8 protein-coding genes are annotated in these 14,852 nt (G+C 68.8%); 6 read left to right on the forward strand and 2 right to left on the reverse strand.

Annotated features, from left to right (window positions below):
* The first annotated feature begins 1,793 nt into the window (after positions 1-1,793).
* Positions 1,794-5,615: a glycosyltransferase family 2 protein gene (locus tag OZ671_RS04275; protein WP_268859575.1), complete on the forward strand. Its 3,822-nt coding sequence runs from the start codon at positions 1,794-1,796 to the stop codon at positions 5,613-5,615.
* Positions 5,521-7,335, forward strand: a complete 1,815-nt coding sequence (locus OZ671_RS04280; RefSeq protein ID WP_268859576.1) for a class I SAM-dependent methyltransferase — start codon at positions 5,521-5,523, stop codon at positions 7,333-7,335. Before OZ671_RS04275 ends, OZ671_RS04280 begins: the two co-directional genes overlap by 95 nt.
* Before the next feature lie 24 nt (positions 7,336-7,359).
* Here OZ671_RS04280 and OZ671_RS04285 read toward each other — a convergent pair whose 3' ends face one another.
* Together OZ671_RS04285 and OZ671_RS04290 are read right to left on the reverse strand one after the other, a co-directional pair.
* The gene (locus tag OZ671_RS04285) at positions 7,360-7,722 is read right to left on the reverse strand and encodes a hypothetical protein (protein ID WP_268859577.1); all 363 of its coding nucleotides are present in this window, start codon (positions 7,720-7,722) and stop codon (positions 7,360-7,362) included.
* A gap of 300 nt (positions 7,723-8,022) precedes the next feature.
* Positions 8,023-9,231, reverse strand: coding sequence for a CaiB/BaiF CoA transferase family protein (locus OZ671_RS04290; RefSeq protein ID WP_268859578.1), 1,209 nt, complete (start codon positions 9,229-9,231; stop codon positions 8,023-8,025).
* 344 nt (positions 9,232-9,575) lie between these two features.
* On the opposite strand from OZ671_RS04290, the gene OZ671_RS04295 reads away from it, so the two are divergent.
* From OZ671_RS04295 to OZ671_RS04310, 4 genes are all read left to right on the forward strand, one after another.
* On the forward strand, positions 9,576-10,478 hold the full coding sequence (locus tag OZ671_RS04295) for a LysR substrate-binding domain-containing protein (protein ID WP_268859579.1): 903 nt from the start codon (positions 9,576-9,578) through the stop codon (positions 10,476-10,478).
* Positions 10,479-10,570: 92 nt separating this feature from the next.
* Positions 10,571-12,265, forward strand: coding sequence for a gamma-glutamyltransferase (gene ggt / locus OZ671_RS04300; RefSeq protein WP_038312619.1), 1,695 nt, complete (start codon positions 10,571-10,573; stop codon positions 12,263-12,265).
* A gap of 64 nt (positions 12,266-12,329) precedes the next feature.
* Positions 12,330-13,907 (forward strand): ABC transporter substrate-binding protein, encoded by a 1,578-nt coding sequence (locus OZ671_RS04305; protein ID WP_268859581.1) that lies wholly within the window; start codon positions 12,330-12,332, stop codon positions 13,905-13,907.
* On the forward strand, positions 13,907-14,848 hold the full coding sequence (locus tag OZ671_RS04310) for an ABC transporter permease (protein ID WP_268859582.1): 942 nt from the start codon (positions 13,907-13,909) through the stop codon (positions 14,846-14,848). The genes OZ671_RS04305 and OZ671_RS04310 overlap by 1 nt, the downstream gene beginning before the upstream one ends.
* Positions 14,849-14,852: the final 4 nt, after the last annotated feature.

The raw sequence follows: 14,852 nt of genomic DNA on the forward strand, positions 1-14,852 counted from the left end.
CCGCGAAGGTTGTCTTTTCCCTTAAGATATGTATCAAATAGGTTGTATCGGCGCGATGAAGAAGCTCTTGCGGCCAGCGTCGATGCAACTCCCGCGCGACATGCTCTCCGCGTGGCAGGAATGGGCTGACATGCTTTAGGGGGAGTATGTTCCTGTCTGTTTGCGATCGTCCCGCGGCCGATTGATCGAAAAACATCTGGTTCTTCTGGCCCTGTTCGGCCCGCAGAGGTGAGGCACCTCCGCCGCCATTCGCGGCATGCGGAATGCTGAACGGTGAATCAGGCGGCATCGGCATCGCGCGGCGGACGGGCATCCTTCCCAGGCATTCGGCGTCCTCGGCGGACGTCCCATCTGCATTGTCGCCGCGGCATCGCGCTCGCCGGCGATCGACATGGCCGGGCATCCCGCATGGAGAAGACGCGTAACGTTGCGGATTGAGTTGGATGATGCTTCCGGTCAAACCGGGTGGCCGCGCGGCCCTTCGCGTGGCCGTTCTCGATGCCGGCAGGCGCAGCGCCGAGGAAGCGCTGCTGCGCCGGACGCACGACATCGTCCACTTCCTGCAGAGCCGCGGTGCCGCCGTCGATTGGTACGTGGACCGCGGCGATCCGTTGGAAGATCACGCCGGCATCTCGATCCATCGAGTCCTGCCGGCCGCGTTCAACGCGGCCGGTGGGCGCGGCTCCGGCCCGATGCGCCGAAGGGCCGGCATCAAAGCTTGCCGTGGCCTCCCGCGGCGACGCGCGCCGGTCGCACGCGATGTCTCGATGTCCCGGATATCATGGCTTGCAAGGATCGAGCGGGCGGATCGCTGGGCGCGCGCCACCTGGCATCATGGCGATGCCGCCATTCCAGCGCGCCTTGCCGCGCTGGGGCTCTGGGCTTTCGTGCGGTGCTTCTACCAGGCCCGCTGGTCGGTCCATACGGGCGGATGGTATCTCGGCGCGATGCTGCGCGCGGCCTGCCGCCACGTCCGCTGGCGGATGATCCATCCGTTCGCAAAACAGGCGCGGGACCAGGCGAGGCGCTTTTATTGGACCTTCCTGTTCCCGCGGATCGTCGAGCCTGCCGCGGGAGCCGCGAAGGGGCTGCGCTGGCGCGTCGTCCATCCGATCGGGCAATGGGCGGTGGCGCAAGCGCGAGGCTTCTACTGGCAGGTGCTTTTCCGCGTCGTCGTGGAGCCCGGCAGCGCTGCGGCGAAGCATGTCCGCTGGCATATCGTCCATCCCGTGGGGCGGGGGGCGGCATCCTTTGCACGGCGGCTCTATTGGCAGGTGGTCTTTCGCTTCGTGCGTGAGCCGGCCGCCGCTGCGATGCGATATCTGCGCTGGCGCGCCGTCCATCCGGCAGCGCAGCGGACGGCATCCTTTGCGCGGTGGCTCTACTGGCACGTGCTGTTTCGCGGCACGGCCGAGCCTGTCGCCATGGCCGGACGGCATCTGCGCTGGCATTGCTTGCATCCCATGGGGCAGGCCGTCGCGCGGCGCGCACGGCGGCTCTATTGGCAGGTGCTCTTCCCCTATGCCGTTGAACCGGCCGCCGAAGCCTGCGGACGAGCGAGGCGGCAGGTCATCGGCCGGCTTTCATGGGCTGCGAAAGGCCGGCTTGGCCGTCCGAGCGGCGCAATCGGGCGCCGCTTGCGGCCCAGGCGCCATGGGTTCCGCTGGTGGCTCCTCCAGCGTGGGCGGTTCGCGTTGCGCCTTGCCCGGCATGGCTTGCAAGGGGTGTGGCCGGGCTCCGGGAGCAGCCGGAACACGGCCGGCGCGCCGCGCGAAGACCTGGCTTGGATCGGAATGTTTGCGGCCGCGGGCGCGGACTGGCGCGCGCGAGGCCTGCCCCAGGTCGTCCTGCTGCCCGACGCGACACCGGAACGTCTGGAGGCCCTGTTCGATCTCGTGCCGTGCCTCGGCCTCGACGCGCCTCTCGACGTTCCGCTGGTCGCGCTCTTCGACCCGGACGGCATGCCGGCCTGCGGCCAGAACCTGCGTGAGCGCTGGCCAGTCGGGGCGCCGTTCCGGACGCTGCATCCGCTGACGATCCAGGGACCGGTGGCCGGTCGGGGACCTGCCTTGGCCCGCGGCGTGGCCGGCGCTCTGAAGGCGGTGAGGACGGCCACGGCCCGGGATGTGGCGCGGGCGATCCTGCGCATCGGCGGAAATCCCGAATGCGATACGCCGGGGAAGCTGGTCTGTGAACGCTTCGGCCCGCTCGCGGTCGTGCTCAGCGCGCTTTGGGGCCGGGTCGGCAGCACGGCGATCTTCGAAACCCAGACGGGCGTCCTGATGCGGCGGGGCTATCGCGTCGCGCGCGTCTATGTCGAACACTGGCCACACCGGGGCCTCGACCGCGCCAAGCGCCTGCGCGCGCTCGTCGAGGCGGATCAGGCGCGGCATCGCCCACATCTGACGCTGGTCATGGAGCGGAACGAGCGGCTGATCCCACCCCGGAGCCTCGCCGGGACGGTCGGCTTCAAGCCGGCGTCGTCGGTCGGTCGTTTTGCCCAGGCGCTCGCCAATTGCACGCTGCCCGACCCGGTGGCGGCGGGCTATATCGCCAGCCGCGCCGTCGTCGCCGTGGTCAATCACGCCCAGCACATGGCCGCGGCTCGCAGCCTGACGGCCGCTCCGGTCATTCTCGAAACGCACGACGTCCTGACCGATCTCCTCGATCTCCACGGGATTCCGGCCTTTGTTCCCGGGGGCCGCGACAGCCGCAGCGCGCGTCTCGCGGACGAGCGCGCGCTGTGGGCGCAGGCCGCATGCTGCGTCAACCTGTCGGCGGCCGATCACGCCGAGATCGCGCCCTTCGCCCGGCAGGCGGCGCTGATCCGGCCCTGTCGGCCGCTGTCCGGGGCGACAGGCAGGACCTGGCCGGAGATCGTGCAGGCCCATGACCGAGCCGGCTGGAGCGCCAATGCCGCGGGTTGCGGCAATTTCGACCTCATGCTGTGGGGAAGCTGGCACGACAACAATGTCCGCAGCATCCGGTGGTTTCTTCGGGATGTCCTGCCGCAGCTCGCCGGCGCGAGGCGGCTGCGTATCGTGCTTGCGGGAGCCGTCGTCCGCGCCATGGGTGATCTGTCCTTCGCGGCCTGCGATCTCGTGGCGTGTCCCGAGGTCGACGTGCTGGAAGATCTCGCGGCGCGCGCGTCGGTCCTGGTCATTCCCGATCAGGGCGGGACAGGCATCTCGATCAAGATGATGGACGCCCTGGCATGGGGCGCCTGTTTCGCCGCGACGCCCGGCGCGTTCCGCGCCCTCGACCTGACGGACGAAGAGCACTGCTGGTCCGCCACGGCCGCGGAGCTGGCAGAGGATATTAGCCGGCTTTTGAGCTCGATGCCGGAGCGCACGGCGCGGAGCATGGCCGGACGGCGCATCTTCGCCCGGAACTATTCGGTCGGCCGCTATGAAGCTGCCTGGGGAGAGGTGCTCGATCGCCTGGGGTTCGGAGGCGAGGTGCGCGGTCCCTCCGCCGGCACGGGCGCGGTGGCCGCCCCGCGACATCCGCGCGGGCCGCGCCTGAACCCGATGCGCACCGAAGCAAGGCGAGGACGGCCGCGCCTCTCCGTCGTCGTTGCGACCTGCGAGCGTTACGACGTGCTGCCCGACACACTCGGCGCGCTGCAGGCGCAGCGCGCTCCCGCGTCGATGGAGGTGATCGTCGTCGACCATTCCCCCGATACGGTGGCTGCCGCGCGGTTCCGCGCCCGCTATGCCGGATGCCCCGGCCTCCATTTCGTCGCTGACCCGGCCTTGCGGCTTTCCGAGGCGCGCGAGGCCGGCCTTCGGCGTGCCGCCGGCGCGATCGTCGCCTTCATCGACGACGATATGATCGCAGCGCCCGGCTGGGCGAAGGCATTGATCGCCGCCTTCCAGACTGACGGAGACACGGTTGTGGCGGTCGTCGGGTCCATCACGCCGCTCTGGGGCAGGGCCAGGCCGCGATGGCTGCCGGACGAGCCCCTGCTCGATGCCGCGGCGATCGGCGCACCGGGGGAAACGCGCGAGCCCGCCGGCCAGGCGTGGACTTGCGGCTGCAACCTGGCCGTCCGCCGCGAAGCGATCATCGAGGCCGGCGGCTTCGCCCCGATGCGTGGCCGCCAGGGCCCGCTGCCGTCGCATCAGCAGGCCGAATTGCTCGGACGCCTGAAGCGCGACGGCGGCCGCATCCTCCACGCGCCGAAGGCCGTGGTCGAGCAGGTCGTTCATCCCGAACGGCTGAGCCAGGACTGGTTTCTTCGCCGTGCGGCCTGGCAGGCGGTCTCCGATGCGATCGGGCGCGGTCACAGCACGTCCGACGGAGGGGGCGATGCCGGCGGCGCCTCGCCGAGCCGCGCCGGTCAAAGGCCAGGACGCGCGCTGCTGCCCTTCAGGGAGTGCGCAGATCCTGACAGCTTCGCCGCCGAGGCCGGGATCGCCTATGCGACCGTCGCCAGCCTCCTGGCCGGTGGGCGCGAGGAGGCCGGAACGCGGGACGCCGCCGTGGAGCGCTCCTCCCGGCGGCTGCCCGATCCGGTGCGAGCGAGATCGGCGGGCCGGCGCGTTGCCCGTCGAACCGCGGGAGAATTGTGTCTTTCGGTCGTCGTGGCGACATATCAGCGCTACCGCGACCTGCCGCGCGCCATCGCGTCGCTGCTGGCGCAGGACCTTGCCCGCGGAAGCCTCGACATCATCGTGGTCGACAATTCGCCGGACGCTGCGCGCGCCAGGGCCTTTGCCGACCGCTATGCCGGCATCGACGGGCTGACCTATCTCGTCGAAGCCAGGCCGGGTCTGTCGAACGCGCGAAATGTCGGGCTCGAACGATCACGTGCGCCGATCGTCGCCTTCATCGACGATGATGCCGTGGCCGCGCCCGACTGGGCGCGGCAGATCGACAGGGCCTTCGGCCTCTCCGACCAGAGGGTTGCGGCCGTGGGCGGGCGGGTCCTGCCGCGCTTCGTCTCGGCCAGGCCAGCCTGGCTCGCGGACGAGCTGATGGGCTATCTTTCGATCATCGACTGGAAGGGTGGGCTGCGCGAACTGGCACGGCACGAGTGGATCGCCGGCTGCAACATGGCGTTTCGCCGCGATCGGCTGGTCGATGCCGGCGGATTTCCATTGCAGCTCGGGCGCAACGGCCACGGCCATATGCTGCTCTCCAATGACGAGAGCGCCGTCGTGGCCCGGCTGCGCGAGCAGGGGCACGTCGCGGTCTACGCGCCGGAGGCCTGTGTCGAGCACGTCATCGATCCGGCTCGTCTCGATCGCGCCTGGTTCCGCCGGCGGGCGGCGTGGCAGGCCGTGTCGGACTGCATCCAGGACGATGTCCGCGCGGCAGAACATGTCGCCGCCTCCATGCAGCATGTGCGGCGGGCGGCCCGATCCGGGCTGTCTCCCGTCATGAGCGGCGCGTTTTCGCCGACGGTCGATCCCGATGTCTTTCGCCAGGAGGTCGCGCTCGCCTACGACATGACGTTGGTCGCGCTCGCCGGCCCTGTCGACGGCGCGCCGGGCCTCAATGGCAGGCGCATCGGCCTTGCCGACATTGCGGGCGAGGCGCGAGCGCATATGCTGTCGCATCCGCGCATGGCCCGGCTGGGCAAGCGCGTGCGCGACAGCGTCGTGGGCTAGCGTGGTTGCGCTCGGCGTTCGCGCATGCGGACAGCGCGGTCCGGCCAGCGCCGGCGGGGATGAACCGGTCGTCGGGGCAGGGAGCCATCGCATGGTGCTTGACGCCGCACGGTTGAGGCAGAAGCCCTGGCTGGACGACCCGGCCATTCCCGATCGTGTTCACGACGCCGTCGGCATGATCGGACCGGAGGAGCGGCGCTGTTACTGGTGGCTCGCGCGCAACTGGCTCGGCGAGCGTGGCTGCATCGTGGATGCCGGCGCCTTCGTTGGCGCGTCCAGCGTCGCCTTCGCCGATGGTGCGGCGGCCGCGGGGCGCCGTTCGTTTCGGGGACAGCCCATCGTCCATGCCTTCGACTATTTTTCCGTCGTCGACACCTATGTCCAGCAGAGCATCTCGGACGCGTTCCGCCGCATCCAGATGGGCGACAGCTACCTGCCGATCTATGAAAGGCAGACCCGAGGCTATCGGGACATGATCGCGGTGCATCCCGGCGATTTTCTCAGCCATCGCTGGGATGCGACACCGATCGAGATCCTGTTCGTCGACCTTGCGAAGACGCCGGCCCTCAACGGCCATGTCGTCGCGCAGTTCTTCCCGAGCCTCCTGCCGGGCCACTCGCTGGTGCTGCAGCAGGACTATTTCCACTGCTGGCACCCCTACATTCACATCACCATGGAGTATCTCAAGGATCATTTCGACCTTGTGGATGAGCGCGTCGATTATCAGACTGCCGTCTGGCTGCATTCCAGACCCATTCCTCCGGAGAAGATCGATCGCGTCGTGCGGTACGACTTCGATGCCGCGGAGCGGCTGGTTCTGCTCGATCGCCTGGGCGGCAGGTCGTCGGCCGCGATGCGGCCGATGATCGAAACGGTGAAGCTCTGGCAGCTGTGCCTGGATGAAAGCTACGGCGCGGCGCGGCACCAGCTCGGCGCGATGGACGAAGCCTATGGACTGCACGGCAACGAAGCCTTGTGGGCACGGCAGGCGCTGGAAATCGAGGCGCTGATCCCGCAGCCGATGCGCCACGGCGCGGGCCCGCCAGTGCCGCCGCCGGCGGCGTCTTCGGCAGGCGCGATCGATGCGCATGTGTCGTTCGACGCCATCATCGCGGACTATCCGCGTTTTCACCGCAAGCCGGATGGAACGCCCTGGTTTCTCGGCGTGAGCGGCGACACCCTCAAGGCGCTCGCGAGCCATATCGAGCCCGGCATGCGGACGGTCGAGACCGGCGCCGGCTTTTCATCGCTGGCTTTCATCCTGAAGGGCGCGCAACACATGGCGATCTGCCCCGATGACGACCTCGAGGCCTCCATCCGGCAATGGTGCGACGCCAAGGGGATCGATCACTCCCGCTTCGACTACGTGCAGGCGCTGTCCCAGGATGCGGTGCCCGCCCTGACGGGCGAGTTCGACTTCGCCTTTATCGACGGCGACCACGCCTTTCCGATCCCGCAGATCGACTTCTACTATCTGGCGCGCCGGCTGAAAGTCGGCGGCTGCCTGGCCATCGACGACACCAATATCTGGACCGGCATGATCCTCGCACAGCATCTGGCGACCGACAGCGATTGGCGGCTCGAGAGCGAGCACGACGGCAAAACGAGCATCTTCAGGCTGGTCGCGCCGTTCCGGGACAAGGGCTTCGGCAACCAGCCCTTCGTCCTGGCGAATTCCCGCGGCCTGCCCGAGGACTACTATTCGGTCTTCAAGCGGTAAGGTCGCCGGCGCGGCGCGGATCGATCAGGGATGCGACGCGTTCGATGCGCGCAGGCCACCGAAGAGCCGGGCGGTGGCGCGGCTGAAAAGGCCGGTGCGCGTACGGCCGGCCCCGCTGGGCGGGCTCATGGCGCGCTGGGCTTCCAGCGCGACGACCCGTGCGCGCGGCGCGAGGGCCGGATTGGCGGTCACGGCATCGCGCAAGGCCGCGAGCACGACAGGCGCACCGGCGGCCGGGTCCACGCAGGCCTGGGCATCATCGAGAAGGTCGCGAAACGAGGGTTTCCAGGCAGGATCGGCAAGGCGCCAGCTCACCAAGGCCCGGAGACCGTCATCGGGCTCCGTCGGATCCGGCGCAGGGCCTATGGCTGTCGACGTCAGGTCCACGGCACACCCATCCCGCTGTCATGCACTGTCCGAGGCCGGCAAGAGCGCCGGCCACACGACCATTCAGCGCGGGCAGAGGGATTCGGGCAACGGAATACCGCCCGGCCGGGCCGCTTTTCCACAGGTCGCCTTGGTGCAATGCGACTGAAAAACCTTCCGTTTTAGGGAAGGCGAGGCCGCCGGCGGGCCCGTCGTCGGCGGGGCGGGCCATGCTGCGTCGCGAAGCGGCGGCCCGATCGGGCAGGGATGCCCGACGCGGCGAGCCTTACGCGGGCGGGCCCGTCCTTCGGGCTTCGGGGGTCAAGGCTCCGGTTCCAGCCCGGCCACGATGCCGGCTGCGATGAACTGCTCGATGGTCTCTTCCGCATAGCCCGCCTCCCGCAGCACGTCCCGGCCATGCTCGCCGAAGCGTGGCGCGGCCCTGCCGGGCGCGGGCTGGCTGGCGCTCCAGCGCGAGGCGACGCGCATGGTCCGGACGCGCCCCTCCGAGGCGTGCTCCGACACGGGGAAGAAGCCGACTTCCGCGAGGTGCGGATCGCGGAGCAGCGATTCCAGCGTGTGCATGCGGGCATGCGGAATGTCGGCTTCGCTGAGCAGCCGTTCCCAATCGGCCGTCGGGCGGCCGGCGAAGATCGCCGCGATCGCCGTCATGATCTCGGCCATGTGGCGCGTGCGGCTGGCATGGCTGGCAAAGCGCGGATCGCCGCGCCAATCCTTGCGTCCGGCGATCTCCATGAAGCGCTGCCAGTGGCGATCGGTATAGATGACCGCGCAGAGATAGCCGTCCGCGGTCCGGAACGGCCGGCGGTCCGGGGCGAGCAGGCGCGCATAGCCGCCGCCGTCCAGGGGCGGGTCGTAGGACAGGCCGCCGAGATGATCGCCGAGGACGAAGCTCGCCATCGTCTCGAACATCGGAATGTCGATGCGCTGGCCCTGGCCGGTCCGGTCGCGATGGCGCAGGGCGGCAAGAATCGCCGCCAGCGCATGCAGGCCGACGACGCGGTCGGCAATGTTGATGGGCGCGTAGCGCGGCGTGCCGTCGCCGGCATCGGCGATCAGCGCCGGCACGGCGCAGAGGCCCTGGACGAGATCGTCATAGGCCGGCTTGGCGGCATAGGGACCGTCCTGGCCGAAGCCGAACGTGCCGACATAGACAATGTCGGCCCTCGCTGCCGCCACGGCCTCGTAGCCGAGGCCCAGCCGTTCCATCGCCTGCGGCCTGAGATTGTAGACGAGGACGTCGGCGGTCCGTGCCAGCGCGAGCGCGACGTCCCGGCCCGCCGCCTGCTTCAGGTCGACCGCGATGCTGCGTTTGGACCGGTTGGCGTGCATGAACATGCCGCCCATCGTGCCACCGCGGCTCGGTCCGACCTGGCGGATGAGATCGCCCTCGGGCGATTCGAGCTTGACGACGTCGGCTCCCATATCGCCGAGGATCGAGGTCGCGTAGGGACCCATCAGCACGGAGGTCATGTCGAGGACCCGGATGCCAGCCAGGGGACCGCTCATGGCAATTCGCTCGCTTCGCTGGGGAAATGACCGGCGCGGATCGGCCGCCGATCCTCATTATGCCCGGCCGGCTGAACCATGATGACGTGACCGCGGCGGCCTCGCGCCCACCGCCGTCGCTGCAGGCGAGGGAACGGCGCCTCGTGGCGCCGTGGGAAAGGCCGCGCGGCCGCGAAAAAAGGGTTCATGCACAACTTGCCTGATGATGCAGGGCGGTGACCGGTCCGGCGATATTGCTGAGCGAGCTTCGATCGGTCCAATATCCCGCCCGCGCGTTTTCGAGAATTCAGACTTCTTACAGAAAGGCATGTCCGATGGCGGCTGGCCGACGTCCCAGCAGCGCGATGCTCGAGCTCAGGCATCTGCGCTATTTCCTCGCCACCGCCGAGGAGCTGAACTACGGCCGCGCGGCCGAGCGGCTGCGCATCGCTCAGCCGGGCCTGAGCCAGCAGATCAAGAACCTGGAGGCGATCGTCGGAACACCCCTGTTCGACCGCACGCGCCGCTCGGTGAAGCTGACGCTGGCCGGCGAGCTCTTCGCCGAGGAGGCGCGCAAGGCGCTGCAGCAGACCGAGACGGCGCTTCTGGTGACGCGCCGGGCCGGACGGGGCGAGCTCGGGCGCATCGCCATCGGCTATGTCGGCTCGGCCGCCTATACCGGCGTGCTGACCACCATGATCGGGGAATTCCGCAAGGCCTATCCGGAGGTCGAGCTCGACATTGCGGAAATGGAGATGGCGCAGCAGCTCGATCAGCTCGACCAGGGCAAGCTCGATATCGGTTTCATCCGCCCGCCCGTGCCGCTGCCGCTCGGCATCGCCTCGACGCCGGTCCTGTTCGAGGAGATCATGCTTGCGCTGCCGGGGAACCACCCGCTGGCGGGAGCGGATGCGGTGCCGCTCTCGGCCCTCAACGGCGACATCTTCATCACGCCGCGCCACCCGGCGGGCGTCAGCTTTCACGCCCATACGACCGCGGCCTGCCGGGCCGCCGGCTTCTTCCCGCGCCTCGGTCCGCAGGGGCGCGACTTCGTCACCATAGCCAGCATGGTCGCGGTCGGTCTCGGCGTCGCGCTGGTGCCGCAGTCGCTGAGGAGCATCCAGGTTCCGGGGCTGCGCTACCGCGCCATTGCCGGCGAGCCGGTGCTGGCCGAGCTTGCCGTGGGCTATCGGCGCAACGAGCCCTCGCCGGTGGCGCGCGCCTTCGCTGCCCATGCGCGCAAGAGCGCGCAGCCGGCCAATCAATAAGCTCAAATTATCAAAAATCCGCCAGCCACGTATTGGACCGATTTGAAAGTCCGGCCGAATAATCGCTGATCATCGACAGCGGGTTCGTGGCTATGGATTGGCGCGATCGGGCGGGAAGCCCCTTCATTTGTGAAAAGACGGCCGTCGCGTCGCATCGTGGCATGGCCGTGACCAACCATCCGCTGGCATCCGCCGCGGCCGTCGAAATGCTGGCGGCCGGCGGCAATGCCATCGATGCCGCGGTGTCGGCCCTGTTCACGCTGACCGTGGTCGAGCCGATGATGGTAGGCATTCTCGGCGGTGGCGTCGCCCTGATCCGCCTCGCGGATGGCCGCGAGATCGTGCTCGACGGCCTGTCGACGGCGCCGGCGGCGGCTCGCCCGGACAGCTTCACGCCGATTTCGGACGCATGGCCCGACTATATGGAGGCGAGGGGCCGCGCCAACCGCGTCGGACCGAAGGCCGTCGCCGTGCCGGGCACGCTGAAGGCCTGGTGCGAGGCGGCCGAGCGGTTCGGCCGCCTGCCGCTGCCTGATCTGATCGCGCCGGCGATCCGCCACGCCGAGCGCGGCTTCCGGCTGTCGCCCTATCTTGCCACCTGCATCAACGAGATCGCGCCCGATCTCGCCCTCGACCCGGAGATCGCGGCCGTCTTCCTGCCGGGCGGCAAGCCGCTGCAGGCGGGCGACCTGCTGGTTCAACGCGACTATGCCGGAACGCTCCGCCAGATCGCGGCGGAAGGGCCCGCTGCGGTCTATGGCGGCGCGCTCGGCAGGCGCATCGCCGCCCATCTCGAACAGGCCGGCTCGTTCCTCCGGTTCGAGGACCTCGCCGCCTATCGGACGATCCAGCGCGAGCCGGTCCGCGGCCTCTATCGCGGCGTCGAGATCGTCGGGCCGCCGCCGCCATGCTCGGGCGGCGTGCAGACGCTGCAGATCCTGAACCTGCTGGAAGCCTATGACGTGCGGCAGCTCGGCTTCGGCACGGCCGAGACGCTGCATCTCGTGCTGGAGGCGCTGAAGATCGCGGCCGCCGACCGGCGCGCGGTCACCGCCGATCCCGATTTCGTCGACGTTCCGACCGATAGGCTGATCTCCAAGGATTATGCGGCGTTGCGGCGCACGGAGATCGACCCCGGCCGGGCCGGAACCTTCGATGCCCGCATCCTGTCGAACGAGTCGGCCAATACCACGCATGTCACGCTCGCCGACGCCGAGGGCAACATCGTCACCTCGACGCAGACGATTAACAGCCTGTTCGGCGCGCGCATCATGATCCCGGGAACCGGCATCATCCCGAACAACTACATGTATCTGTTCGATCCGCATCCCGGAAAGGCGCTGTCGCTGGAGCCCGGCAAGCGCATCACGAGCGGCATCACGGCGCTGATCGGCAAGCGCGACGGCCGGCCGCTGTTCGCGCTCGGGCTGCCCGGCGCGCACCGCATCCCGGCCTCCGCCATGCAGGCCGTGCTCAATCTCGTCGACCACGGCATGAGCCCGCAGGAGACGGCGGAAGCGCCGCGCGTCTTCACCTGGGGCCAGGAGGCCGAGATCGAACTCGGCGTGCCGGAGGCCGTGCGCGCGAAGCTTGCCGCGCTCGGCCATCGCATCGCGCCGGTCGATCACGTCGCCGGCGGCATGGCGATCATCGGCTTCGGCGCCGACGGTGCGATGGAGGGTGCCGCGTGCTGGCGCGCCGACGGCGTGCCGATGGGAATGGGCGGCGGTGCGGCGCGCGCGGGCACCTCGTTCTGGCCGGACCCCCGCCGGGGCCGCAGCTACTGAGCCGACGACGCATCACCGACGAAGCGGGCGCCAAGCCCGCCCGAGACAAGGGGGAACGGAGCCCATGCTGATCCATCGACGCGATGCCCTGGCCCTGTCGGCCGGAGCCCTTTTCGCCGCCATGAGCCCGGCGCGCGCGCAGGGAAAGAAGACGCTGCGGCTGGCGCCGCATGCCGCCCTGCGTGTGCTCGACCCGGTCGTGACCAACGCCTACATCACCCGCAACCACGCCTTCATGGTCTATGACACGCTGTTCGCGGTGGATGCGCGCTACCGGCCGCAGCCGCAAATGGTCAGAGAATGGTCGGTCAGCGCGGACAAGCTGTCGTGGACCTTCGTGCTGCGCGATGGCCTCGCCTTCCATGACGGGCAGGAGGTCACCGCGGAGGACTGCGTCGCCTCGATCGCGCGCTGGGCCAAGAAGGACGTGGTCGGCCTGCGCCTTGCCGCCGCGATCACGGCCATGCGGGCGGTCGACGGCAAGACCTTCCGCATCGACCTGAAGGAACCGTTCGGGCCGATGCTGGAAGCTTTCGCCCGGCCGAGCTCCATCCCGCTTTTCGTCATGCCGAAACGCATTGCCGCGCTCGCGCCGGACAAGGTGCTGGAGGAGGTCGTCGGTTCCGGCCCGTTCCGCTTCGTGCAGTCCGAATTCCGCCCGGGCGTCAGCTGGGCCTATGAGCGCTTCGAGAAATATGTCCCGCGCGCCGAGCCGCCCGATGGCCTGGCCGGCGGCAAGCAGGTCAAGGTCGACCGCGTCGAGGTCGTCTGGTTTCCGAGCAAGCAGACGGCGATCAACGCGCTCGCCAAGGGCGAGATCGACCTTCTGGAAAACCTGAACGCCGACCAGCGTTCGCTGCTGCAGGGCAACCGGGACGTGGTGATCCGCCGCCGGCCCGGGCCCAATGCCTCGACCATCCGCTTCAACTGGGCGCAGCCGCCGTTCAACAATGTGAAGGTGCGCCAGGCGGTGCAGGCGGTCGTCACCCAGCGGGACTATATGGACGCCTCGATCGGCGACCCGGAATCCTATCAGATCTGCCCGGCCTTCTTCGGCTGCGGCACGCCGCTGGAAACCGCCGTCGGCTTTCCCGATACCGGCAAGCCCAATATCGCCAAGGCCAAGGCGCTGCTGCAGGAGGCCGGCTACAAGGGCGAGAGGATCGTCATCATCACGCCGGGCGACATCGCCTCCTTCGCGCCGCTGGCGCCGCTGACCCAGCAGCTCCTGCGCCAGATCGGCATGCCCGCCGATATCCAGACCATGGAATGGAGCGCATTCCTGGCGAGGCGCGCCAAGACCGATCCGGTCGCCGAAGGCGGCTGGAACCTGGCCCATGCGGTGTTCGACCGGATCGACCTGATCTCACCGCTCGGCAATCTCAATTTCGATGCGCGGGGCAGGGGCGCCTATACCGGTTTCGTCGACGATCCGGAAACGGAGGCTCTGAAGGACCGCTACCAGCGCGAGACCGATCCGGAGCGGCAGAAGGCGATCGTCGAGGCCATGCAGAAGCGCGCCTACGAGCTCGTCTTCTACATCCCGCTCGGCACCTATTTCGACTACGAGGCCTTCCGCTCCAACGTCTCCGGCTACGTGCCGTCGCCGGTCATGGTCACCTGGGGCGTGGACAAGGTCTGATGCTGAGGCTGATCGCGCTCAGGATCGCGATGGCTGTGCCGGTCATGCTGGTCGTCGCCACCATCGTCTTCCTCCTGCTTCGCCTGAGCCCGGGCGATCCCGCGCTCGTCATTGCCGGCGAGACGGCCGGGCCCGAGGCCCTGGCGCGCATCCGCACCGATATGGGCCTCGACCGGCCGCTCGCCGTGCAATATCTCGCCTGGCTCGGTGAGATCGCGCGCGGCCATCTCGGCATGTCCATCCTGTCGAAGATCCCCGTGCTCAGCCTGATCTTCGACCGGCTGGAGCCGACGCTGGTGCTGGCGGCGAGCGCGATCCTGATCACTGTGCTCGTCGCCGTGCCGCTCGGCGCGATCGCCGCCTGGCGGCACAACAGCTGGATCGACCGGGCGGTGATGATGCTGTCGGTGGTCGGCTTTTCGGTCCCGGCCTTCGTCATCGGCTACATCCTGATCCTGCTGCTGGCGGTGAAGGCCGACATCTTCCCGGTCCAGGGCTATGTCAGCCCGTTCGAGGATCCGCTCGCCGCGCTGCGTCATCTCGCCTTGCCTTCGCTGACGCTCGCCCTCGTCTTCATGGCGCTGATCGCCCGGGTCACCCGCTCCAGCCTGCTCGAAGTGCTCGGCGAGGATTTCGTGCGCACGGCGCGGGCCAAGGGCAATATCGAGCGCCGCGTGCTCTGGCGCCACGCGCTGCCGAATGCCGCCGTGCCGATCATCACGGTGATCGGGCTCGGCATCGCCCTCCTGATCAGCGGCGTGGTGGTGACCGAAAGCGTCTTCAACATTCCCGGCGTCGGCCGCCTGACCATCGACGCGATCCTCGCCCGCGACTATCCGGTGGTTCAGGGCCTGATGCTCTTCTTCGCGCTGATCTATGTCGGCGTGAACCTCCTGATCGACATCGCCTATGTGATCGTCGATCCGCGCATCCGGTATTGAGGCC

This window comes from Phreatobacter sp. AB_2022a, assembly GCF_026847585.1.
Classification (GTDB): Bacteria; Pseudomonadota; Alphaproteobacteria; order Rhizobiales; family Phreatobacteraceae; genus Phreatobacter.

What these genes read in the sequence shown, in the direction of transcription:
- OZ671_RS04275 (WP_268859575.1), top strand. Translation starts at nt 1,794, where the DNA reads ATGTTTGCGGCCGCGGGCGCGGACTGGCGCGCGCGAGGCCTGCCCCAG.
- ggt (WP_038312619.1), top strand. Translation starts at nt 10,571, where the DNA reads ATGGATTGGCGCGATCGGGCGGGAAGCCCCTTCATTTGTGAAAAGACG.
- OZ671_RS04310 (WP_268859582.1), top strand. Translation starts at nt 13,907, where the DNA reads ATGCTGAGGCTGATCGCGCTCAGGATCGCGATGGCTGTGCCGGTCATG.
- OZ671_RS04295 (WP_268859579.1), top strand. Translation starts at nt 9,576, where the DNA reads ATGCTCGAGCTCAGGCATCTGCGCTATTTCCTCGCCACCGCCGAGGAG.
- OZ671_RS04305 (WP_268859581.1), top strand. Translation starts at nt 12,330, where the DNA reads ATGCTGATCCATCGACGCGATGCCCTGGCCCTGTCGGCCGGAGCCCTT.
- OZ671_RS04290 (WP_268859578.1), bottom strand. Translation starts at nt 9,231, where the DNA reads ATGAGCGGTCCCCTGGCTGGCATCCGGGTCCTCGACATGACCTCCGTG.